19 protein-coding genes and 4 pseudogenes are annotated in these 23041 nt (G+C 65.4%); 12 read left to right on the top strand and 11 right to left on the bottom strand.

Features of this window, described 5'->3' with window-relative positions:
- Nucleotides 1-141: 141 nt before the first annotated feature.
- Complete coding sequence (locus SHTP_RS24260; RefSeq protein WP_420873048.1) at nt 142-1344, top strand: ISAs1-like element IS2404/ISMul1 family transposase; 1203 nt, start codon at nt 142-144, stop codon at nt 1342-1344.
- Nucleotides 1345-1472: 128 nt separating this feature from the next.
- Here SHTP_RS24260 and SHTP_RS24255 read toward each other — a convergent pair.
- A pseudogene (locus tag SHTP_RS24255) lies at nt 1473-2303 on the bottom strand (tyrosine-protein phosphatase).
- Nucleotides 2296-3516 (bottom strand): annotated as a pseudogene (locus tag SHTP_RS24250) (acyl-CoA dehydrogenase family protein). The pseudogenes SHTP_RS24255 and SHTP_RS24250 overlap by 8 nt, the downstream one beginning before the upstream one ends.
- Before the next feature lie 154 nt (nt 3517-3670).
- Between SHTP_RS24250 and SHTP_RS24245 the strand changes: the two are divergent.
- From SHTP_RS24245 to SHTP_RS24225, 5 genes are all read left to right on the top strand, one after another.
- A complete protein-coding gene (locus SHTP_RS24245; protein WP_096372025.1) occupies nt 3671-4549 on the top strand; it encodes a hypothetical protein in 879 nt (292 codons plus the stop codon).
- 74 nt (nt 4550-4623) lie between these two features.
- Nucleotides 4624-5085 (top strand): nuclear transport factor 2 family protein, encoded by a 462-nt coding sequence (locus tag SHTP_RS24240; protein ID WP_096372646.1) that lies wholly within the window; start codon nt 4624-4626, stop codon nt 5083-5085.
- Nucleotides 5086-5328: 243 nt separating this feature from the next.
- Nucleotides 5329-6417, top strand: coding sequence for a Re/Si-specific NAD(P)(+) transhydrogenase subunit alpha (locus tag SHTP_RS24235; protein WP_096372024.1), 1089 nt, complete (start codon nt 5329-5331; stop codon nt 6415-6417).
- A 15-nt stretch (nt 6418-6432) separates the two neighbouring features.
- Nucleotides 6433-6771: an NAD(P) transhydrogenase subunit alpha part 2 gene (locus SHTP_RS24230; RefSeq protein WP_011742254.1), complete on the top strand. Its 339-nt coding sequence runs from the start codon at nt 6433-6435 to the stop codon at nt 6769-6771.
- The gene (locus tag SHTP_RS24225) at nt 6768-8192 is read left to right on the top strand and encodes an NAD(P)(+) transhydrogenase (Re/Si-specific) subunit beta (protein ID WP_096372023.1); all 1425 of its coding nucleotides are present in this window, start codon (nt 6768-6770) and stop codon (nt 8190-8192) included. Before SHTP_RS24230 ends, SHTP_RS24225 begins: the two co-directional genes overlap by 4 nt.
- 42 nt (nt 8193-8234) lie before the next feature.
- Here SHTP_RS24225 and SHTP_RS24220 read toward each other — a convergent pair whose 3' ends face one another.
- The gene (locus tag SHTP_RS24220; protein WP_012392360.1) at nt 8235-8360 is read right to left on the bottom strand and encodes a hypothetical protein; all 126 of its coding nucleotides are present in this window, start codon (nt 8358-8360) and stop codon (nt 8235-8237) included.
- 167 nt (nt 8361-8527) lie between these two features.
- On the opposite strand from SHTP_RS24220, the gene SHTP_RS24215 reads away from it, so the two are divergent.
- Entirely contained in the window at nt 8528-9151 is a 624-nt protein-coding gene (locus SHTP_RS24215) for a TetR/AcrR family transcriptional regulator (RefSeq protein ID WP_011742251.1), read from the top strand.
- Nucleotides 9152-9164: 13 nt separating this feature from the next.
- On the opposite strand, the pseudogene SHTP_RS30565 reads toward SHTP_RS24215, so the two are convergent.
- Both SHTP_RS30565 and SHTP_RS30560 read right to left on the bottom strand, forming a co-directional pair.
- Nucleotides 9165-10124: pseudogene (locus tag SHTP_RS30565) on the bottom strand (PE-PPE domain-containing protein); the annotation flags it as partial.
- A 21-nt stretch (nt 10125-10145) separates the two neighbouring features.
- Nucleotides 10146-10646 (bottom strand): PE family protein, encoded by a 501-nt coding sequence (locus SHTP_RS30560; RefSeq protein ID WP_231991211.1) that lies wholly within the window; start codon nt 10644-10646, stop codon nt 10146-10148.
- A gap of 365 nt (nt 10647-11011) precedes the next feature.
- Between SHTP_RS30560 and SHTP_RS24205 the strand changes: the two genes are divergently transcribed.
- A complete protein-coding gene (locus SHTP_RS24205; protein ID WP_420811867.1) occupies nt 11012-12214 on the top strand; it encodes an ISAs1-like element IS2404/ISMul1 family transposase in 1203 nt (400 codons plus the stop codon).
- Here the strand turns inward: SHTP_RS24205 and SHTP_RS24200 are convergent.
- From SHTP_RS24200 to SHTP_RS24190, 3 genes are all read right to left on the bottom strand, one after another.
- Complete coding sequence (locus SHTP_RS24200; RefSeq protein WP_096372022.1) at nt 12211-13722, bottom strand: PE family protein; 1512 nt, start codon at nt 13720-13722, stop codon at nt 12211-12213. The two genes, SHTP_RS24205 and SHTP_RS24200, sit on opposite strands and share 4 nt — an antisense overlap.
- Before the next feature lie 151 nt (nt 13723-13873).
- Nucleotides 13874-15391 (bottom strand): PE family protein, encoded by a 1518-nt coding sequence (locus SHTP_RS24195; protein WP_096372645.1) that lies wholly within the window; start codon nt 15389-15391, stop codon nt 13874-13876.
- Nucleotides 15392-15518: 127 nt separating this feature from the next.
- Entirely contained in the window at nt 15519-16427 is a 909-nt protein-coding gene (locus tag SHTP_RS24190) for an alpha/beta hydrolase (RefSeq protein WP_015354157.1), read from the bottom strand.
- Nucleotides 16428-16532: 105 nt separating this feature from the next.
- Here SHTP_RS24190 and SHTP_RS24185 point away from each other — a divergent pair, with 105 nt between their 5' ends.
- Genes SHTP_RS24185 through SHTP_RS24175 form a run of 3 tightly spaced genes read left to right on the top strand, consistent with a single transcriptional unit; the run spans nt 16533 to nt 19736 of the window.
- Complete coding sequence (locus SHTP_RS24185; protein ID WP_096372021.1) at nt 16533-17615, top strand: NAD(P)H-dependent amine dehydrogenase family protein; 1083 nt, start codon at nt 16533-16535, stop codon at nt 17613-17615.
- A 19-nt stretch (nt 17616-17634) separates the two neighbouring features.
- On the top strand, nt 17635-18375 hold the full coding sequence (locus SHTP_RS24180; RefSeq protein WP_012392366.1) for a glucose 1-dehydrogenase: 741 nt from the start codon (nt 17635-17637) through the stop codon (nt 18373-18375).
- A 20-nt stretch (nt 18376-18395) separates the two neighbouring features.
- Complete coding sequence (locus SHTP_RS24175) at nt 18396-19736, top strand: FAD-binding oxidoreductase (RefSeq protein ID WP_096372020.1); 1341 nt, start codon at nt 18396-18398, stop codon at nt 19734-19736.
- Nucleotides 19737-19742: 6 nt separating this feature from the next.
- Here the strand turns inward: SHTP_RS24175 and SHTP_RS24170 are convergent, their stop codons facing one another.
- From SHTP_RS24170 to SHTP_RS24160, 3 genes are read right to left on the bottom strand one after another with little or no spacing between them, the layout of a single operon-like run.
- The gene (locus SHTP_RS24170; protein WP_096372019.1) at nt 19743-20288 is read right to left on the bottom strand and encodes a TetR/AcrR family transcriptional regulator; all 546 of its coding nucleotides are present in this window, start codon (nt 20286-20288) and stop codon (nt 19743-19745) included.
- Nucleotides 20289-20346: 58 nt separating this feature from the next.
- Nucleotides 20347-21162, bottom strand: a complete 816-nt coding sequence (locus SHTP_RS24165; RefSeq protein WP_096372018.1) for a thioesterase family protein — start codon at nt 21160-21162, stop codon at nt 20347-20349.
- Between the two features lie 39 nt (nt 21163-21201).
- Nucleotides 21202-22059, bottom strand: a complete 858-nt coding sequence (locus tag SHTP_RS24160; protein WP_096372644.1) for an SMP-30/gluconolactonase/LRE family protein — start codon at nt 22057-22059, stop codon at nt 21202-21204.
- Between the two features lie 92 nt (nt 22060-22151).
- Between SHTP_RS24160 and SHTP_RS24155 the strand changes: the two are divergent.
- A pseudogene (locus tag SHTP_RS24155) lies at nt 22152-23041 on the top strand (acyl-CoA thioesterase).

Below are 23041 nucleotides of genomic sequence, written 5' to 3'. Positions count from 1 at the left end.
GGGCTCCGGCGTTGTTGATTAGCAGGCTTGTGAGCTGGGTTGATGATCTTTGGTGCCGCGCTATTGGGGCCGGAGTGTAGGCACGGGCTATCTGGAGAACGATCGAGTTGGTTACTGTTCGTCGTTGGTCTGGAGTTGCCCGTGCCTACCGTTTCAGTATTGCCTGTGTCGTCGGTTCCAGAGGTGTTCGACCGCTGGAGTCCTGGTGAGCGCAGCGAGCTCATCGGATCGGAGTTTCTCGATGTGTTGGCCTCGGTGCCAGACCCGAGGGACCCACGCGGTCGGAGGTATTCGCTGATGGCTTTGTTGGCGATCGCGGTTCTGGCCACTGCCGCGGGGATGCGCGGCTATGCTGGTTTTGCCACATGGGCGGCCACCGCTCCCGATGATGTGTTGGCCCAATTAGGGGTCCGGTTCCGGCGGCCCAGTGAGAATACCTTCCGCGCTGTTTTGTCTCGGCTAGACCCCGCCGACCTCAACGCCAGGATGGGCAGTTACTTCACTGCACACGTGGCCAGCAGCGACCCCAGTGGATTGGTGCCGATCGCGTTGGACGGCAAGATGCTGCGTGGTGCTTTACGCGCCAAAGCGACAGCCACGCATCTCGTGTCGGTGTTCGCCCACCGTGCCCGATTGGTGCTCGGTCAACTCGCTGTCGCCGAGAAAAGCAATGAAATTCCCTGCGTACGTGCCCTGCTCACGCTGCTGCCGGGTAGCTTGCGGTGGCTGGTCACCGTGGATGCGATGCATACCCAGGTCGTCACCGCGAAGTTGATCTGCGCCACCTTGAAGTCGCACTACCTGATGATCGTCAAGTCCAACCAAGCCAAAATACTTGCGCGTATCACCGCGCTGCCCTGGGCCGAGGTGCCCGCAGCCGCTACCGACGACTCCCGCGGCCACGGCCGTGTCGAGACCCGCACCCTGCAAATCATCACCGCTGCACGAGGAATCGGCTTCCCCTACGCAAAACAAATCATCCGGATCACTCGTGAACGCTTGATCACCGCCACCGACCAGCGCAGCGTGGAGGTGGTCTATGCCATCTGCAGCCTGCCGTTCGAGCACGCCCGCCCTACCGCGATCATGACCTGGATGCGTCAACACTGGGGAATCGAGAACAGCCTGCACTGGATACGCGACGTCACCTTCGACGAAGACCGTCAAAGGGCACATACCGGAAACGGCGCACAGGTCCTAGCAACGCTACGCAACACTGCGATCAATCTGCACCGCCTCAACGGCGCCGACAACATCGCCGAAGCCTGCCGGATCACCGCTTTGACCGCCAACCGCCGCCTAGACCTCCTCAATCCACAATTCCCCAGCTCACAAGCCTGCTAATCAACAACGCCGGAGCCCTGGCAAGCGGGGGCGGTTACTCACCCCGCAATGCCGGTACCCGTTGAGCGTAAAGCGATTCCACGCTCGCGTTCGGGCTTTTGGAGCAGTCAGCGCCGACCCGTGGTGCGTCAGCCGAGCAACGCGCTGCGCAGCTGGTGCCGGTCGGCTTCGGTGATGCCGGAGTCGGCCAGATAGCCATCCAGTGAGCCGAAAGTCTCGTCGATCGTCTGCCATGCCGCGGCCAGGTATTCGGGGCGGACGCCGAGGACGCCATCGGATAACCGGGCCCTGGTGAAGGTCACAACCTCGGGCGTCAGTTCGACGTCGGTGCGCTCTCGGATCATTTCCGAGATCCGGTCACGCAGCTGCGGAACCGCGTCGTTGCTGCGGAGATAATCCGCCAGGATCACCTCGCGGTCCACGCCGACGGCTTCGAGCACCGTGGCGACCACAAAGCCTGTGCGGTCTTTGCCGGCAAAGCAGTGCGTGAGCACCGGGCGCCCCGCGGCCAGCAGCGTGAACACGCGGTGTACCGCGCGCTGGGCCCCGGTGCGCATCGGGAATTACCGGTATTCGTCGGCCATGTAGCGGGCGGCGACCTGATCGATCGCCTCGCTGGATTCACCCGCGTCGCCGTCGGTCAGGAGTCGTTTGAACGCCGTCTCATGGGGCGCGTTGTCGTCGGTGCCGGCTTGGTCGTCGGCGAGATCGGGAAACGGCAACAGGTGGACGTCGACCCCGGCCGGCACCTGCCCCGGCCCGCGCCGGGCGACCTCGCGCGACGAGCGCAGGTCGGCGACGTCGGTGATCTTGAATCGGCGTAGGGCGGCACGGCCCTGATCGTCAAGACCGCTCAGCTCGCTGGACCGGAACAGCCGTCCCGGGCGAAGCGCCGCCGTGCTGTCGGCAACGTCGCGAAAATTCCAGGCGCCCGGAAGTTCGGGACCGGTCTCAGCCATGGGAGGTGACCGCCGCCGCGAACGCGGATTTTTCCCGTCCGAGTTCGGCACGTGCGATGGATCGCATGTGCACCTCGTCGGGGCCGTCGAAAATTCGCATCGCGCGATGCCAGCTCTACAGGCGGGCCAGCGGGGTGTCGTTGCTGACGCCCGCGGCGCCGTGCACCTGGATGGCGCGGTCGATGACGTCGGAGGCCACCTGAGGGGCCACCGCCTTGATCATCGCCACAAGATGGCGGGCTTCCTTGTTGCCGTGCCGGTCGATCGTCCACGCCGCCTTCTCGCACAGCAGTCTGGCCTGGTCGATCTCGTTGCGGGATTTGGCGATCGCCTGCTGCACCACGCCCTGCTCGGCCAGCGGCCGACCGAATGCCACCCGGTTGCGGGCGCGGTGCACCATGAGCGCCAACGCGCGTTCGGCCCCGCCCAGCGCTCGCATGCAGTGGTGGATGCGCCCTGGTCCCAGGCGCGCCTGCGCGATCGCGAACCCGGTTCCCTCTTCGCCGAGCAAATTGGTGGCCGGCACCCGGACGTTGTCGTAGACCACCTCGCAGTGGCCGTGCTGATCCTGCCAGCCGAACACCGGCGTCGACCGGGCGATCGTCACCCCCGGGGTATCCATCGGGACCAGGATCATCGACTGTTGCTGATGGGCGGCCGCATCGGGGTTGGTGCGGCCCATCACGATGAGGATCTTGCAGCGGGGATCGGCGGCACCCGACGTCCATCACTTGCGGCCGTTGATGATGTAGTCGGCGCCGTCACGCGAGATGGTGGTCTCGATGTTGCGGGCATCACTGCTGGCCACCGCCGGCTCGGTCATGGAGAAGGCGCTGCGAATCTCGCCGTGCAACAACGGGTCCAGCCACTGCTGGCGCTGCTCGTCGGTGCCGAACATGTGCAGGATCTCCATGTTTCCGGTGTCCGGCGCCGCGCAATTGAGTGCCTCTGGCGCAATCTCGAGACTCCACCCGGTCAACTCGGCCAACGGCGCGTATTCCAGGTTGGTCAGGCCGGACTCGGCCGGGAGAAACAGGTTCCACAGGCCGCGCGCCTTGGCGTTGGCCTTGAGTTCCTCGACGACGGGCGGGACGGTGTGATCGTTCGGACCGGCGTCTTCGCGGTACTTGTCGTAATCCGCCTCGGCCGGAAATACGTATTCCGTCATGAAGTCGGACAACCGCTGGTGGTAATCGATGGCCTTGGCCGACATCGCGAAGTCTATTCCGCCACGATAGGACACGTGTCACGGCGCCGAATCTGAGGTCGTCAACGCGACACTTAAACGCCTGCCAAGACACGCCGTTGGGTATCGCAATGGCTTAAGTCTGGGCGGGGCTGTCGGCGGGTCCTGCCAGGGTCTGGTCATGGACGCCAGGGAGGCCAGGGCCGCCAGGAGCGAAGACGTGTTCGTGGGCAGCGAGGCGGTGCGGCGGGGGAGGCTGAGCCCGTATCGGCTGCGAACCGAATTCCGCGCTATCTACCCCGACGTCTACCTGCCCGCCCACGCCGCACCGTCGTTTCGAACGCGCTGCAAGGCGGCGTGGCTATGGACGGGCCGGCGGGGCGTGCTGGGCGGGCTTGCGGCCGCCGGGTTGCATGGCTCGGACTGGATCGGCGACGACGAGCCGGTCGAGTTGATCTGGCGAAACCCCCATCCCCCGGCCGGGGTGATCACGCGCAATCAGCGAATCGAGCCCGACGAGGTGACGCGTGTTGCCGGGCTGGCGGTGACCACGCTGGCGCGGACGGCCTTTGACCTGGGGCGGCAGCTACCCGGCGGCGAGTCGGTGGCGCGGCTGGACGCGTTGATGCGGTCGACGGCGTTCTCCGGCGAGGATGTGCTGCTGCTCGCCAAGCGGTACTCGGGAGCGCGCGGGCTGCGGCGGCTGCGCGCCACGCTTCCGCTGGTCGACGCGGGCGCCGCCTCGCCCCGGGAAACCTGGTTGCGGATGGTCTTGATCGATGCGGGCCTGCCCGTTCCCGTCACCCAAATACCGGTGCACCAGAACTGGCGTCTGGTCGCGGTGCTCGACATGGGCTGGCAGAAATACCAAGTGGCTGCCGAGTATGACGGTGACCAGCATCGCTTCGACCGCCGGCAATATGCCCGCGACCAGTGGCGGCTGCGCAAGCTCGACGAGTTGGGCTGGATCGTCATCCGGGTGATCGCCGGGGACGCACCCGAAGACGTCGTCCGTCGGGTCCGCCAAGCCCTGGCCCGGCGGGGCCATCGCGAGACATAAGGGGTTGCGACTTGCTGCGGCGTGTCCGCGCAACCGCTTCAGTGTCGCGTCGGTCGAGGCGCACGATGAACCCCATGACTGAGAGCCGGCCCCCATTTCCGCCGTTCACCTTCGAAACCGCTACCCAGAAGGTCCAGGCCGCCGAGGACGCGTGGAATACCCGCGACCCGCAGCGGGTCAGCCTGGCCTACACAGTGGACTCGCGGTGGCGAAATCGCGACGAGTACGTCGTCGGCAGGGAACAGATCGTCGCCTTCTTGACCCGCAAGTGGCAGCGCGAACTCGACTACTCGCTGCGAAAGAGCCTGTGGAGCTTCGGTGAGGACCGCATTGCGGTGCGGTTCCAGTACGAGTCGCGTGATGCCACGGGTCAGTGGTACCGTAGTTACGGAAACGAACTGTGGGAATTCACCCCCTCGGGACTGATGGCCCGCCGCGAGGCTAGCATCAACAATGTGGCGATCACCGAACCGCAGCGACGCTTCTTCGGCCCGCGACCGGCCGCTGAACACGGCCAAGAGATCCCGATGTGGTGAGCGGCCAGCCGGTGTGACGCGGCGGAAAACACAACGCCATCTTGTGGCGCCACAACACCTGGACCGGTACCGGAGGCCGGGTGAACGGCGCACCATCAAGCGTTGAGTTGATGCTTCGCGATCAGCTCCCCGTGGACAGCGCAAATCGGTGTTTCGGCTGGCACACGTTAAGGTAGCCAAGCGCGCAGCCGAGCAAAACGGCAGATGAATCGCGCCGGAGAGTTAGAGGAAAGTAGACGCGCCATGACAGATCCGCAGACGACGGTGGGCGTGGTGGCCGAGTCCACGCCCGACGAGCGCCGCGTCGCGCTGGTACCCAAGGCGGTCGGCTCGCTGGTGAACAGCGGGGTGGCCGTGGTGGTGGAATCCGGCGCCGGTGAGCGAGCGCTGCTGCCCGACGATCTCTACACCGAAGCCGGCGCCACCATCGGTGATGCGTGGGCCGCCGACGTAGTCGTCAAGGTCGCACCGCCGAGCGCCGACGAGGTCGGCAAGCTGCGCAGCGGGCAGACCCTGATCGGCTTTCTGGCCCCCCGCAATGCCGACAACTCGATCGGTGCGTTGAAGCAAGCCGGTGTCCAGGCCTTTGCGCTGGAAGCCATCCCGCGTATCTCGCGTGCCCAGGTGATGGACGCGTTGTCATCGCAGGCCAACGTGGCCGGCTACAAGGCCGTGCTGCTGGCGGCTTCGGAATCGACTCGGTTCTTCCCGATTCTGACCACCGCGGCGGGCACGGTGAAGCCGGCCACCGTCTTGGTGCTCGGCGTCGGGGTGGCCGGTCTGCAGGCGCTGGCCACGGCCAAGCGGCTGGGCGCCCGGACCACCGGGTACGACGTGCGTCCCGAGGTGGCAGACCAGGTGCGCTCGGTGGGTGCGCAGTGGCTCAACATCGGTATCGATGCCGCCGGTGAGGGCGGGTACGCTCGCGAACTCACCGACGAGGAACGTGCCCAGCAGCAGAAGGCGCTGGAGGCGGCGATCAGCGGTTTCGACGTGGTGATCACCACGGCGCTGGTTCCCGGCCGCCCCGCGCCGCGGTTGGTGACCGCCGCCGCCGTCGAGGCGATGAAGCCCGGCAGCGTGGTGGTGGACCTGGCCGGCGAGACCGGAGGCAACTGCGAACTCACCGAGCCTGGGCGGGTCGTGGTCAAGCACGATGTCACGATCGCCTCGCCGCTCAATCTGCCGGCGACGATGCCCGAGCACGCCAGTGAGCTCTACAGCAAGAACATCACCGCGCTGCTGGATCTGTTGCTCACCGACGGCAAACTGGCCCCGGACTTCGACGACGAAGTCATCGCGGACTCCTGCGTGACCCGCGGCGACGACTGAGAGGACTGCTCAACGATGTACGACGAGCTATTGGCCAACCTGGCGATCCTGGTGCTATCCGGGTTCGTCGGGTTCGCGGTCATCTCCAAGGTGCCCAACACCTTGCACACCCCGCTGATGTCGGGGACCAACGCCATCCACGGCATCGTCGTGCTCGGCGCGCTAGTGGTGTTCGGCGAGGTCGAGCATCCGTCGCTGGCGGTACAGATCATCCTGTTCGTCGCCGTGGTGTTCGGCACGCTCAACGTCATCGGCGGCTTCATCGTCACCGACCGCATGCTGGGCATGTTCAAGGGCAAGAAGAAAGTCGCGGCCGTCAAGGCCGAAAAAGCAGAAGGGTCCGCCGCCAAATGAACTACTTGGCGATCGGCCTCTATATCCTGGCGTTTTCGCTGTTCATCTACGGCTTGATGGGCCTGACCGGGCCGAAGACCGCGGTGCGCGGCAACCTGATCGCCGCGGTGGGCATGGCTATTGCGGTGGCCGCCACGCTGGTCAAGATCAGGCACACCGATCAGTGGGTGCTGATCATCGCGGGCCTGGTCGTGGGTGTCGCACTGGGTGTGCCGCCGGCCCGGTTGACCAAGATGACCGCGATGCCGCAGCTGGTCGCGTTCTTCAACGGCGTCGGCGGCGGCACCGTCGCGCTGATCGCGCTGTCGGAGTTCATCGAGACCAAGGGATTCTCGGCGTTCCAGCACGGCGAGTCGCCGACCGTGCACATCGTGGTGGCCTCGTTGTTTGCGGCGATCATCGGGTCGATCTCGTTCTGGGGCTCGATTGTCGCGTTCGGCAAGCTGCAGGAGCTCATCTCCGGCGCGCCGATCGGCTTCGGTAAGGCCCAGCAGCCGGTCAACCTGCTGCTGCTGGTCGGGGCCGTGGTGGCAGCGGTGGTGATCGGTCTGGATGCGCATCCGGGCAGTGGCGGGGTGTCGCTGTGGTGGATGATCGGCCTGCTGGCCGCCGCCGGCGTGCTGGGTCTGATGGTGGTGCTGCCGATCGGCGGTGCCGACATGCCGGTGGTCATCTCGCTGCTCAACGCCATGACCGGGCTGTCCGCCGCGGCGGCGGGTCTGGCGCTGAACAACACCGCGATGATCGTCGCCGGCATGATCGTGGGCGCCTCGGGTTCGATCCTGACCAACCTGATGGCCAAGGCGATGAACCGCTCCATCCCCGCGATCGTCGCGGGTGGCTTCGGTGGCGGGGGCGTGTCTCCAAGTGCTGACGGCGGCGGTGACAAGCACGTCAAGGCCACCTCGGCCGCCGATGCGGCGATTCAGATGGCCTACGCCAACCAGGTGATCGTGGTGCCCGGCTATGGTCTGGCCGTCGCGCAGGCGCAGCACGCGGTCAAGGACATGGCCTCGCTGCTCGAGGACAAGGGTGTGGCGGTGAAGTACGCGATCCACCCGGTCGCCGGCCGGATGCCCGGGCACATGAACGTGCTGCTGGCCGAGGCCGAGGTCGACTACGACGCCATGAAGGACATGGACGACATCAACGACGAGTTCGCCCGCACCGATGTGGCGATCGTCATCGGCGCCAACGACGTGACCAACCCGGCGGCGCGCAACGACGCGTCCAGCCCGATTTACGGGATGCCGATTCTCAACGTCGACAAGGCCAAGTCGGTGATCGTGCTGAAGCGTTCGATGAACTCCGGGTTCGCCGGGATCGACAACCCGCTGTTTTACGGCGAGGGAACCACGATGCTGTTCGGTGACGCGAAGAAGTCGGTCACGGAGGTCGCCGAAGAACTCAAGGCGCTGTAGCGCGCCTCGAGAGCCGGGCTCGGCGGGCCCGGCTCGGGCCGCCTAGACGGGCGGGTAGGCCGGTGGCGGGTAGCCGTTGCCGTCGGTTACCCCGCGCAAGCCCCACGTCAGGTAGTTGAAGAAGAACTCGATCTCGTCGCTAGCGTCGTAGTCAGGACTCGGATCCATTACTCCACCTCTCGACTCGCGACTTCGTCCGCTAGCGAGTCTAGCCCCAACCGCGCCGGTGCAACAGGCGGTGCAGCCGTTGCATAGACTGTCCAACCAGTTGATTGGTAAATGCCTGATTCTGTGGCCCGCCCGGCTCGGCCAGGCAGTGACGATAGCGAGGGCAAATGCCGTCCGAAACTGGACTTTCACGTCGTGAGGAGTTGCTGGCAGTAGCGACTAAGTTGTTTGCTGCCAGAGGCTATCACGGCACTCGGATGGACGACGTCGCCGACGTGATCGGGCTGAACAAGGCGACGGTTTACCATTATTACGCCAGCAAGTCGCTGATCCTGTTCGACATCTACCGCCAGGCCGCCGAGGGCACCCTGGGCGCGTTGCACGCCGAGCCGTCGTGGACGGCTCGCGAGGCGCTCTATCAATACACCGTCCGGTTGCTCACCGGAATCGCCGACAACCCCGAGCGCGCCGCGGTGTACTTCCAGGAGCAGCCCTATATCGCCGAGTGGTTTACCCCCGAGCAGGTTGCCGAGGTCCGCGAAAAGGAAGCCCAGGTTCACGAGCACGTGCATGGCCTGATCGACCGCGGGATCGCCAGCGGGGAGTTCTACGAGTGCGATTCGCACGTGGTGGCGCTGGGCTATATCGGGATGACGCTGGGTAGTTACCGCTGGCTGCGGCCACACGGTCGGCGTACGGCCAGAGAGATCGCGGCCGAGTTCAGCACCGCTTTGCTGCGCGGGCTCATTCGCGATGAATCCATTCGCAACCAGTCGCCGCTGGGGTCGTGAAGTCGGCAGGTTCCTAGCCGGGGTTGATCGCCGGAAGCCTTTGCAGCACCGGCCCGATGGCATTGGTGACCAACGAAATGTCGGTGACGCCCGGCTGGCCCAGGAAGAAATTCAGATCCGTGTCCGGGGACGGAAGATACGGATAGGCATTCGGTAGCGCCGATGCCGGCAGCAGGCCAAGATCCACCGCCAAGGCGGTGGATCCGTGCACGGCCCCGATGACCAGATCGGTGCCGATCACAAAGGGGTTGGGTATCGGGAACAGCGTGGCCGGGGTGGGGACGTTCGCGTAATCCTGGCCGGATCCCCAATCCGAATAGCCCAGGTCCACCAGCACCCGCAGGTCGGGCTGGATGAAGTCGGCTATCGGGTTGCCGATGAAGGGGATGGCGCGAACCGGTTCGAGTAGCGGCAGGTTCTTCGTCATGAACATGTAGTAGGTGGTGTTGCCGGTGTAGTCGGGTGAGGTTGGCAGCTGGACGGCGTTACTGACGTCGAGATTCGGATACAGCTCGTGTTGGCCGAGGCTCATCAAGGTGTTGAGGTCGGACAGGATGTTGAGCGGGTATCGAGGGAAATCACTGGTGGGGTCGTATTGGGTGGCGTAGATGGTGGTCGGGTAAGGGGTGTCCGGCGGGGTCGGCGAGGTAAACGTCAAGTCCACGAAGGGGATGTGCATTCCGGGGAAGCGGGTGAAGATCCCTCCGTTGGGGGTGGCGGGATTGCCGGCCAGCACGAAGGACAGGTTACTGGGGTCCGGTCGCATGTCGACGGGCAGGGCCATCAGGCGCTGCATTTCCTGGGTGGCCACCACCGCGCTTTGTGAGAATCCGAAATTGATGACGTGCTGGCCCCCGTTGATCTGCACGCTGAGTGCGTTATTCAGATCGATGACACCTTCGGCGACCGACTGATTGAGCGTCAGGCCCGAGGTGAGCGGCCAGAACTGTGCGGGATAAGACAGGCCCACCGAGGTCGCGCCGGGGAAGAAGGGCTAAATGAATGCGTTGTTGATGGTCGTCACGTACAAGGGGAACGGTTGCGGGTCGAAGGTTCCGCCCATGATCAACGCGAATTCGGAGGTCAGCGACGGCTCGTTTGGTTGCGGATTAGGTCCGGTGGCGATGTTGGAGCCGACATAGGTATAAGCCGGGTCCCACAGCTGTATGAACGGCTCGCTGAATTCGCCCACCGCGTTCGTCAGTGCCTCGGCGTTGTCGACCTCCGCCTGGGCGAATATGCTCCCGGCATTGGCCAGCAGTTCGGTGAATTCGTTGTGAAACGCACTTGCCTGGGTCAGGACCGCCTGGGCCGACAGCCCGTAGCCGCCGAATACCTTCGAGACGACGGTCGACACTTCGTCGGCTGCCGCCGCCAGCAGGTTGGTCGTCGGGTCGGCGGCGGCCAAGCTGGCGTCGGAGAGCGCCGATCCGATGCCGCCGATATCCGCGGCCGCCGTGCTCAAGAATTCAGGGATGGTTCGCATATACGACATATCGCCGCCTTCCCCGCAATCCGGGCGCTTCACCGTCGTTCAGAGACGACACTCAACCCGGTCATCACGCAACCTGAGTTCTAGTGCGAGCGTAGAACGGTTCTAGTCGACAGTTGGGGCGATTTAAAAAAGCTTTTACGCCAATGGCACATTGTGCGTTCGTTTTCGGTGCGGCTGGAATGCGCGGCCGCCGCGCACCGCGGAGGGAATCAATCCCAGGACCAGGGCTCCGGCGTTGTTGATTAGCAGGCTTGTGAGCTGGGTTGATGATCTTTGGTGCCGCGCTATTGGGGCCGGAGTGTAGGCACGGGCTATCTGGAGAACGATCGAGTTGGTTACTGTTCGTCGTTGGTCTGGAGTTGCCCGTGCCTACCGTTTCAGTATTGCCTGTGTCGTCGGTTCCAGAGGTGTTCGACCGCTGGAGTCCTGGTGAGCGCAGCGAGCTCATCGGATCGGAGTTTCTCGATGTGTTGGCCTCGGTGCCAGACCCGAGGGACCCACGCGGTCGGAGGTATTCGCTGATGGCTTTGTTGGCGATCGCGGTTCTGGCCACTGCCGCGGGGATGCGCGGCTATGCTGGTTTTGCCACATGGGCGGCCACCGCTCCCGATGATGTGTTGGCCCAATTAGGGGTCCGGTTCCGGCGGCCCAGTGAGAAGACCTTCCGTGCTGTTTTGTCTCGGCTAGACCCCGCCGACCTCAACGCCAGGATGGGCAGTTACTTCACTGCACACGTGGCCAGCAGCGACCCCAGTGGATTGGTGCCGATCGCGTTGGACGGCAAGATGCTGCGTGGTGCTTTACGCGCCAAAGCGACAGCCACGCATCTCGTGTCGGTGTTCGCCCACCGTGCCCGATTGGTGCTCGGTCAACTCGCTGTCGCCGAGAAAAGCAATGAAATTCCCTGCGTACGTGCCCTGCTCACGCTGCTGCCGGGTAGCTTGCGGTGGCTGGTCACCGTGGATGCGATGCATACCCAGGTCGTCACCGCGAAGTTGATCTGCGCCACCTTGAAGTCGCACTACCTGATGATCGTCAAGTCCAACCAAGCCAAAATACTTGCGCGTATCACCGCGCTGCCCTGGGCCGAGGTGCCCGCAGCCGCTACCGACGACTCCCGCGGCCACGGCCGTGTCGAGACCCGCACCCTGCAAATCATCACCGCTGCACGAGGAATCGGCTTCCCCTACGCAAAACAAATCATCCGGATCACTCGTGAACGCTTGATCACCGCCACCGACCAGCGCAGCGTGGAGGTGGTCTATGCCATCTGCAGCCTGCCGTTCGAGCACGCCCGCCCTACCGCGATCATGACCTGGATGCGTCAACACTGGGGAATCGAGAACAGCCTGCACTGGATACGCGACGTCACCTTCGACGAAGACCGTCAAAGGGCACATACCGGAAACGGCGCACAGGTCCTAGCAACGCTACGCAACACCGCGATCAATCTGCACCGCCTCAACGGCGCCGACAACATCGCCGAAGCCTGCCGGATCACCGCTTTGACCGCCAACCGCCGCCTAGACCTCCTCAATCCACAATTCCCCAGCTCACAAGCCTGCTAATCAACAACGCCGGAGCCCTGATCCCAGGACGGAATCCATCCCAGGTCGCGAGCCGCCGTTCCCAGGGCGCCGGTCAGCAGCGATAGTCCGGTCACGCTCGGCTGGCCCAGATAAACGTTCAGCCCGGGCGACAACGACGCCACGTAGGGGTAGGTGTCGGGCAGGTAGGACTGCGGCAACCATCCCTCATCGACCATGAATGCCTGCACCCCCTGCACGGCGCCCTTACCCAGGTAATAGCTCACCGCGAGCGGGTTGGGCAGCGAGAACAGCGAGGCGGGGGTGGGGATGTCCGCATAGTTCTGTCCCGGTCCGTAATCGCTGTAGCCCAAGTCCACGATCACCCGCAGGGAGGGCTGGATCAGATCGGCGATGGGTGTTCCCACGTACGGGATCTGACGAAGCGGGTCGGTGAGCGGTAGATGCTGGGCCAGGACCATGTAGTACTCGGTATTGCCGGTGTAGCCGGGCGAGGTCGGCAGCTGCACCGCGTTGGCAACGGTGGGCCCGGAGTCGATGGCGTTCGGATTCGACGTCAGGCCCGCGTAGTAGTGCTCGTCATAAAGGAAGCCCATTATCGCGTTCACGTCCGACACCACATTGAGCGGGTAGCGCGGGAAGTTGGCTATGCCGTCGTATTGGGCGGTGTAAATGGCGGTGGGATAGGGCGAATCCGGCGGGGTCGCGCCATTGAACAACACATCCACAATCGGGAGGCAAAGACCGTTGAAGCGTTCGAGGACGCCGCCGTCGGGGTTGTTCGGATTGCCGGTCAGCACAAACGACAACTGGCTGGGACTGGGCGGATTCAGCTGGCTCATGAAAGCGCGTATTTGGTTGGTGGCAATCGTGGCGCTTTGCGAGTAGCCGAAGACGACGGCGGTATTTGCCGGGTCGCTGAGTTGGGCACTGAGCGCATCTCGCAATATGGCCACACCCTGGGCGACGGATTGGCCGAACGTCAGGCTGCCCAGATTGCTGGTAATTGGCCAGAGTTGCTCCGGCGTGAAGAGGACCTGTGTGGTGAACCCCGGGAAATGGGGATCGATGAAGAGATCTTGGACCGCCGTCACATACGTCGCGTCGGGCCAGGGTATTGCGGTGCCGCCCATGACGAACGCGACGTGGGTGCCCGCGGCCAGTGGGCCCGTCGCCGAAGTCACCGCGGCGGTGCCGAAGGCCCCACCCAGCAACGTCTGGGCTTGCGTGTTGAGCGCACCAAGCGCGTTGGAAGCTTCGGTGATCGCGTAGCTATCCCCCGCGGTCGCCAGCAACCGGGTGAACTCCGTTTGGAATGCGCCGGCTTGCGCGACGACGGACTGGTATTCCTGGCCGAACATGCCGAACAGTTTTGCGATGGCTCCCGAAACCTCGTCCGCGGCCGCGGCCGCCACACCGGTGGTCGGACCCGCAACGGCGGCGCTGGTCGCCTTGATCGCCGACCCGATCCCGTCCAGGTCGGTTGCCGCGGTCGTCAACATCTCGGGCGACGTGATCACGTACGACATATCCGCGCCCTTTCTAGACCGGGGCCGCTCGGCTGGGCCGGGACAAACCCGGAACCGGCGGAGCTGAGGTACGCAACCGACAGTAGAGCGAATCCGCGGGCCAGCGCGGCATTTTCCGCAAGCTCTTGCTAGTGCCACTCATGGAAGCCACTCATGGAAAGACAGGTGGCGGAATCAGATGAAATATGTCTCCGAGGCCACCGCTGAGCAGCGATAGCAGCGTCACGCTCGGCTGGTCGAGGTAGAAATTCAGGCCCGGGTTGAGCGAGGGCACCCATGGATAGGTGTTGGGGAAGGACTCCGGTCCCAACAATCCGGCTTCGACCCCGATTTCCACCGCGGCACCGTAGGGCGCTTGCAGGCTCCCCTTGAGCAGGTAGTAGCTGACGGCGAACGGGTTGGGCACCGACAACAGTCCGGCCGGGGTGGGCACGTCCGCGTAGCTCAGGCCCGGTCCGTAATCGGAGTAGCCCAAGTCGACGAGCACCCGAAGTTGGGGCTGGATCAGGTCGGCGAGCGGTGGTCCGGCATAGGGGATGTCGCGAATCGGCTGGACCAGCGGCAGGTCCTGGGTCAAGTACATGTAGTAGTCGGTGTTGCCGGTGTAACCCGGAGACGTCGGCAACTGGATCGCTTGTCCCGACATCAGATCCGGGTAATTCCCGTGCACGTAGAAGTACCCCATGATGGCGTTGATGTCCGACAGGATGTTCAGCGGGTACTGCGGAGCGTGCGCGATCCCGTCGTATTGCGCCGTGAAGATCGAGGTCGGGTAGGGGTTGGCCGCGGGGGTCGCACCGTTGAACGACACGTCCAGGAACGGGATGTAGAAGCCCGGGAAGCGGGCCAGCAGGCCGCCGTCGGGATTGTTGGGGGCGCCGACCATGATGAACGACAGGTCGCCAGGGTCGGGGGCACCGGTCCCCATCGCCATCAGCGCCAGGATTTCGTTGTTGACGATGGTGGCGCTCTGCGAGTAGCCGAACGCGACGACCTTGTTGCCCAGAGCCAGCTGCGTGTTGATGGCGTCGTTCAGCAGCGTCACGCCTTGCGCGACGGACTGGTTGAACGTCAAGTTGCCCAGCCCGGGAGTCGCCGGCCAGAACTGTTCGGGAGTAAACAACGCTTGTGGGATGGCTCCGGAGAACAGCGGCTGGATGTAGTTGTTGTTGATGTCCGAAACGTAGCCGGGCCCGGGCAGTGGGACGCTGGTGCCGCCCATGATCAGCGCGACTACCGGATCGGCCATCAGGGTCGAGCTGACCGCGGTGAGGGCACCGGCGCTGCCCGCGCCTCCGGTGCCGATGGCCGCCGGCCCCAACAGCGACTGGATCGGTGTGGTGATGGCGGTGAGCGCGTCAGACACCCCGACGGTTAACAGGCTCGCTTTCGCGGCTTCGGCTTGCGCATAGGCGGCTCCCGCGGCCGCCAGCGCGCGAGTGAATTCGGTATGGAAAGCCGACGCCTGGGCGATGGCCGCCTGGTACTCCTGGCCGTAGGCGCTGAAGACCTTCGCGATCGCTGCCGATACCTCGTCCTGTGCCGCCGCCAGCAGGCCCGAGGTTGGGGCCGCGGCCGCCGAATTGGCCACCTGGAGCGTCGCGGCGATTCCGTCTACATCGGTGGCCGCCGACGCTAATAGGTCGGGCGCTGTGAGAACGTACGACATCTCCCCGTCCTTCCCCGCAATCCGGGCCCAGGCCCGGTCGATCAGGACCAACCCGGAACCGCGGGTATTAGGTATCAATCAGAGGGTAAAACGGTGTCGCCGTTAATTCCGGCGTTTGGGCAACCTCTTAGGGCTGGCCGGCCGGCTTCAGGTGCTTGTCGAGGAAGCCGAGTTGATCGGCCACTACGTGTTCGAAGGCGTCGCCGAGATAGATGGCGAAGTGCCCCTCTGGATAACGGATGACCTCACCGCGAGGAGCCCGGGCGGCGTAGCGCAGGGTGGGACCGGCGGGCGCGACGGAATCGGTTTCGCACACGCAGAACAGGATTGGGCAGGCGATCTTGCGCGCGCTGCGTCCCGGACGGTAGCCAAGCACCTTGATCCCGATCCGGGCCGCGACCTCATTGGGCACCTGGGTGCCCTGCGGCATTAGGCCCAGGTAGCCCGGGTAGGCGTCCGGAGCGGTCATCAGGGCAACCTCGCCCGGTTTGCCCGCGGTGGGAATCATCACCGGCGGCCTGCCCAACCGGGATCCGATGAGGTCGCGCATCGACCGCGCCGTGACACGGATGGCCGTGGTCGGCGCGATCGCGAGCACCGAGGCGATGCCATCGGTGAACGGGCACTGCGCCACCACCGCGGCGATGCCCGGTAGCCGGGCCGCCGTCGCGATCACATGCCCGCCGCCGAAAGAGGTGCCCCACAGGCCGATCCGGGCCTGGTCGACCCCGTCGCAGGTGCGCGCGTAGGCCACCGCCGCCGCCCAGTCCTGCAGCTGCATTCTGATGTCGAGTAGCTGACGGGGCTGGCCCTCGCTGTCGCCGAAGTTGCGGTAGTCGAACACCAGGCAGGCGTAGCCGGCCGCGCTGAACCGTTGTGCGTAGGCGTCCAGGCGCATGGTGCGAACCGCGCCCAGACCATGCGCCATGACCAGCATGGGCACCGGGCGCGCGGGGTCGGCGCCGGCGGGCCGGTAGAGCCACGCGCTGATCAATGCCTCGCCGCAGGGGAACCGCACGTCCTGGCGTTGTGTCATCGGGGCTCTCCTTTGCGGCAGGGGCCGACGGCGTTCGTCACCTCCAAGAATTATGGACTACTGTCTAGAAAAGTTGCAGCGTTGCGGCGGGATGGAGGACACCCCATGGCGATCCGGGTTGCTCACGTCGGAACCGGAAACGTCGGGCGGCTGGACCTGAGCGAGCTGGTGACCAACCCGGCGTTCGAGCTGACCGCGGTGTGTGTATCCACGCCCGAGAAGGTGGGCCGTGACGCCGGCGACCTCGCCGGGGTGGGTATCGAGACCGGGATCGCGGCGATCAACGATCTGGATGCGGTGCTGGCCACCGCGCCCGAGTGCGTCGTCTACTGCGCGATGGGAGACACCCGGCTGCCCGACGCAATGGCGGACGTGATGCGCATCCTGGCGGCCGGCAGCAATGTCGTGGGCTCTTCGCCCGGCTTGCTGCAATACCCCTGGGGCGTTATCCCCGACAAATACATTGCCCGGGTGCAACGCGCTGCCGAGCAGGGGAACTCGAGCATCTTCATCACCGGTGTCGACCCGGGGTTCATCAACGACCTCCTGCCGTTTGCCTTGGCCGGAACCTGTCAGCGCATCGAGCAGGTGCGCTGCATGGAGATCCACGACTATGCCTCCTATGACGGCGCAGAGGTCATGCACTACATGGGGTTCGGCAGATCCCTGGACGAGGTGCCCATGCTGCTGCAGCCGGGCGTGCTCGGCATTGCCTGGGGGACGGCGATCCGCCAGTTGGCGGCCGGCCTGGGTATCGAGGTTGACGAAATCACCGAGTCATATCAGCGTGAACCGGCGCCGGAAGATTTTGAGATCGCGGTGGGGCCGGTGGCCAAGGGCGCCCAAGCCGTGCTGCAATTCGAGATCCGGGGCATGGTCGACGGGCAGGCCGCCATCGTCATCGAGCACATCACCCGGTTGCGGCCCGACCTACGACCCGATTGGCCCCAACCCGCCTCCGGTGGAGGGTCCTATCGCATCGAAATCACCGGCGAGCCGTCCTATGCCGTGGACATCGTTCCGAGCAGCCGCAACGGCGATCACAACCACGCCGCCATCGTCGGCGCCGCGGGCCGCATCGTCAACGCGATGCCGGCGGTCCTCACGGCGACACCGGGCATCAGGACGACACTGGACTTGCCCCTAATCACGGGTAAAAGGCTGTACACGCCCATGGTCTCCAACTAACCGAAAGGATCACGACGGCATGGGACGGGTAGACGGAAAGGTTGCACTCATCAGCGGCGGCGCCCGGGGCATGGGCGCTTCACATGCGCGACTGCTGGTGCAAGAAGGCGCCAAGGTGGTGATCGGCGACATCCTCGACGAGGAGGGCAAGGCGCTGGCCGAGGAGATCGGGGACGCGGCGCGCTATGTGCACCTTGATGTCACCCAACCCGACCAGTGGGAGGCCGCGGTCGCGACGGCCGTCGACGAGTTCGGCAAGCTCGACGTGCTGGTCAACAACGCCGGGATCGTCGCGCTCGGGCAACTCAAGAAGTTCGATCTCGGCAAGTGGCAGAAGGTGATTGACGTCAACTTGACCGGGACGTTCCTAGGCATGCGGGCGGCGGTCGAGCCCATGACCGCTGCCGGTTCAGGCTCGATCATCAATGTGTCGTCGATCGAGGGCCTGCGCGGCGCGCCGGCGGTACACCCCTATGTCGCGTCCAAGTGGGCGGTGCGCGGCTTGACCAAGTCGGCGGCCCTGGAGTTGGCGCCGCTGAACATCCGGGTGAACTCGATTCACCCCGGCTTCATTCGGACGCCGATGACGGCCAACCTGCCCGACGACATGGTCACCATTCCGCTGGGGCGACCGGCGGAGTCCCGTGAGGTGTCGACCTTCGTCGTGTTCCTGGCCAGTGACGATGCGTCCTACGCGACCGGTAGCGAATTTGTGATGGATGGGGGCCTGGTCACCGACGTGCCGCACAAGCAGTTTTAGCACTTGCTATAACCACGAGCATGCTGCGCAGTCTCGCGAATGTGGTTGGTTCCAGTCATGTCCTCACCGATCCGGACGTATTGGCCGGCCGCAGCGTCGACCACACCGGCCGCTATCGGGGCCGGGCCAGCGCGCTGGTGCGCCCGGCTTCGGCCGATCAGGTGGCCGAGGTGCTGCGGGTGTGCCGGGATGCCGGGGCGCACGTCACCGTGCAGGGCGGCCGCACCTCGCTGGTCGCCGGGACCGTGCCCGAACACGACGACGTGCTGTTGTCCACCGAACGGATTTGCGACGTCGCCGATGTCGACACCCTCGAGCGCCGAGTCGCGGTGGGCGCGGGGGCGACTCTGGCGGCGGTGCAGCGCGCCGCGACCGCGGCCGGACTGGTGTTCGGTGTGGATCTGTCGGCGCGGGAGTCCGCGACCGTCGGCGGGATGGCATCCACCAACGCCGGCGGGCTGCGGACGGTCCGCTACGGCAACATGGGCGAGCAGGTTGTCGGCCTGGACGTGGCGTTGCCCGACGGTTCGGTGTTACGCCGGCACAGCCTGGTGCGCAGCGACAACACCGGCTATGACCTGCCGGCGCTATTCGTGGGAGCCGAGGGAACTCTCGGTGTCATCACCGCGCTGGACCTGCGGCTGCACCCCACCCCGTCGCACCGGCTGACCGCGGTCTGCGGCTTCGCCGACCTCGAGGCACTCGTCGAAGCCGGCCGGGTGTTTCGTGATGTCGGCGGGATTGCGGCACTGGAACTGATCGACGGCCGGGCCGCGGCGCTGACCCGCGAGCATCTCGGGGTGCCGGCTCCGGTGCCGGGGGACTGGCTGCTATTGGTGGAACTGGCCGCCGACCACGACCAAACCGAGCGGCTGGCCGATCTGCTCGACGGCGTACGGTTGTGCGGTGATCCGGCGGTGGGCGTGGATGTTGCTGCGCAGCAACGGTTGTGGCGCATCCGGGAATCCTTGGCCGAGGCGTTGGGTGTATATGGTCCGCCGCTGAAGTTCGACGTTTCGCTGCCCCTGGCGGCGATCAGCGAATTTGCCGCCGCAGCGGCGACGTTGGTCGCGGCGCACGTGCCCGAGGCGATTCCGCTGCTGTTCGGCCACATCGGCGAGGGCAACCTGCATTTGAATGTGCTGCGCTGCCCGGTGCCGCGCGAGCCGGCGCTGTACCAGGAGATGATGTCGCTCATCGCGCAGTGCGGCGGCAATGTCAGCCCGGAGCACGGAATCGGCAGCCGCAAGCGACCGTATCTGCAGATGTCCCGCGAGGACACCGACATCGCGGTGATGCGGGCCGTCAAGGCGGCGCTGGACCCGACCGGCTACCTCAACCCCGCGGTGCTGTTCGATTGATTCCGTTCAGCCGCCCTTGAGGCCGACGGCATGGCGCAGCTGGGCGAGGAACTGGTCGGCGTCATCGCTTAGAACAATGTAGTGCGAGATGGCAATTCGGATCGCTGTTGCCGCCTTGACGGCGGCGTTGGGGCCGGGCAACAACCGCTGCAGCCCTTCGCGCATTTCCGGGATCACACCCGACATCTGGGAGATGACGAGCTCCGGTTCGATGTCGACCATCCGCACGCCCGAGTAGGAATATTGGTAGTCGACGATGAATCGTAAAGCGGCGTCGAGCTTGTCGACGCCCTTCAATCCGGCGGTGGCCTTGCTCAAGCCGCTTTCGAAGACCTGGCGCTCATAGCGTGAAAACGTGGCGAGCAACTCTTCTTTGGAGGCGAACCAGCGGTAGAGCGTGGGGCGCGATACGCCCGCCTGGGCGGCGACTTCGGAGAGGCTGAGCTTGGTCTTGCCGCTGCGCGCCAGCACTTCGGCGGTGGCCGCGAGGATGCGCTGACGCGTCGACGTGTCGCCGTCAGTGGTGTCGATTGCCCCAAACGCCTGGCTCATGTCTGAAACCTTACGAAAGATCCGCGGGTGTCACCGATTTTGGCGCTGCTTTCCAACATCATCGGGCCCGCCGGCGCACCAGGACCGATTGCGCGATGGTGCCGACCGCACCTTGCTGGTCGAACAGGGTGCCCGCCGCCGTGCCGATTCCGTCGGGTCCGTAGCTGGTTTCGGCACGAATGCCGATCCAATCCCCGGCCGGGATCCGGAACACGTGCACGGCTAGGTCGGTGTTGAGGAAGGTCCACTTGGTGATATCCAGCTTGCTGCCGATGCCGTTGGCGCAGTCCGCCACCACGAACAGCCGTTCTAGCGGCGTCATGGTCTCGCCGTTGACCAGATCCACGGTCGGCTTGATCCAGCATTCACCCGGGCCCGGGGTCATCGGCTCGGTGAGCCAGCGCCAGTCCAGGCTGTGCACGTAGTTGCGGTCCCAACTCATCGACGCCAGCTTGCGGTTGCGGGCCTCGGCGAGCGGGTGGGGCGGCTGTTCGGCCGCGTGGCGGAGTTCTTGGGTGTCCAACTGGGCTAGTCGCCATCCGCTGGCGCGGGCCACCGCCCGGGGCCGGCCATCGGGGCCTGGCGCGGCCAGCTGGGCGCTGACCAACTCGAGCTGCTTGCCGCCGCGTTCGATCCGCGAACTCACCCAAAGGTCGCCGTCGGCCGGCACCGCTCCGATCAAGTCGACGACCACCCGGCTCAGCCGGGTGTCTTCACGCCAGGCGCATCGCTGCAGCGCTCGGACCAGCAGCGCCGACACCGGAGCGCCGTGTTGGATCGAGGCCGACCAGGTGCCGCGCACCAGGTCGGTCGCGGCAAACTTCTCGCCCAGCGCATCGGCGTCATCGATCAGCTCGTAATAGGAGTCGGTCATATCACCACTCTTCCGTGTTGGGGCCGGGGCCGGGGCCGATCAAGGCAGGCCGGCGCCGGGGGTGGCCACGGTGACGGCATCCAGCTGGGAAAGCCGGGTGCCGATCAGCCGCTTGGGATACGCGTCGGTGCTGGACAGCAGGAACAACGTGCGGCGTCCGGGCCCGCCCAATGCGCATGCGATGGCAACCCGATCACCCATGTCGATGCGGTCGGTCACCACCCCGCCCGCGACGATCCGCTCGAATTGGTGAGCCAGCGTCATGGCCGCCCAGACCGCGCCCTCGGCGTCGAGGGCGATGCCGTCGGGGGGCCCGTCCAGGCCCGCGGCGAAGACCCGGCGGTCGTTGAGCGCGCCGTCGGCGCTGACGGTGAATGCGCTGAGCCGGCGGCCGACCGACTCGGCGACGATGAGCGTGTCGTGGTCGGGGGTAATGACCATCCCGTTGGGGAAGTCGAGGTCCTCGGCGACGACCTGTGCGCTGTTGTCGGTATCTAGCCGGATGATCACGCCGCCCGAGAAGGACTGGCACCCGATATAGGCGCGGCCCGCACGGTCGATCACCATGTCGCCGAGGTCGGCGGGTGCCAAGTCGCGCAGATCGGCGACCGTGACCACGGTGTCGCCGTCGTAGCGCAGGACCAGCCGGTCGTGCGCCGACGCAATAAACAGTGTCCCGTCGGGCCGGAACCCCAGCCCGCAAGGGGAGTGGCCGGGCAGCGGCAGGGTGGTCAGCGAGCCGTGCATGTCCGAGGTGTGTACGGCCTCGCCCAGCATGTCGGAGAACCAGAGCAGCCCCTCGAACCAGCGCGGCCCCTCGCCGAAACAGAAGCCGCGAGCCAGCGGGCTTACCTCTCGACGCGTGCCGTTACAAATCACGGCAAAAGTGTCATGCACTTCGGGTGCCGCTGTCAACGCGGGGCGACCCGGCGTCCGTGCTTCACAAACAATGTCCAAAATGTCACGCTGAGCCGGGAGCTGACAGCGAGGTGAGCGCATTGACCACAGATTCTGAACAGGCCCAGTGGTCAGTCGATGGCCTGCTCGAACTTTTCCAGGTGCGCGCCGAGGGGGTCGATCGGTTCACCGCCGACACTGGAATCGCCGGCCACGACGGGCGGCAGGTGGTGGAAGGCACCCAAGTGGTCGCGCAGGCCATCATGGCCGTGGCGAGCCGGTTCGAGGGCAAGTCGGTGCGCTCGGCGCACGCCGTTTTCTGCCGCGCCGTCATCGTCGGCCCGCCGCTCGAACTGGTCCTCGACGTAGTCCATGAAGGCCGATCGACGGCCACCGCGATCGTCGCGGCCAATCAGAACGGCAAGCGCTGCTTGACCGTGACGGTGCTGGCCGACATCCCCACCGGGGATGTGATCAAGCATCACCTGCCGCGCCCACCGGTGGTTGCGCCCGCCGACGCCAACGTTTCGGAAATGCCGATGGCCGGCCGGCAGTTGCGGCTCGTCGATGTCGTCGACGTCAACAGTCCCGACGAGGTGGGGCCGCCGGAACTGTATGCGTGGCTGCACTACGAACCAATTCCGGACCGCGACGACCTGGCCAAGGCGCTGATCGCGTATTTCACCGGCCACCTTGGGATTTCAACCACCATGCGGGCGCATCCGGGCATCGGCACCAGCCAAGCCCATCTGAGCGTGTCGACCGCGCCGATGACGATCTCGGTCGCTTCCATGAACCCGTGCGCTGGGACGGTTGGTTGCTCTACAGCCACGAGAGCACTCAGGTCGGCGCGGGAATGTCCTATGTGCGCGGCACGGTGCACACCGAACAGGGCGCCCTCATCGCCTCGTTCGCCCAGGAGGCGCTGATCCGGCCGCTTCGTACCAGTGACACCTCGATCGATGCCCGGTCGCGGTTCTAG

This window comes from Mycobacterium ulcerans subsp. shinshuense, from assembly GCF_002355775.1.
Classification (GTDB): Bacteria; Actinomycetota; Actinomycetes; order Mycobacteriales; family Mycobacteriaceae; genus Mycobacterium; species Mycobacterium marinum.
This window is presented reverse-complemented; position numbering and strand designations above follow the sequence as displayed.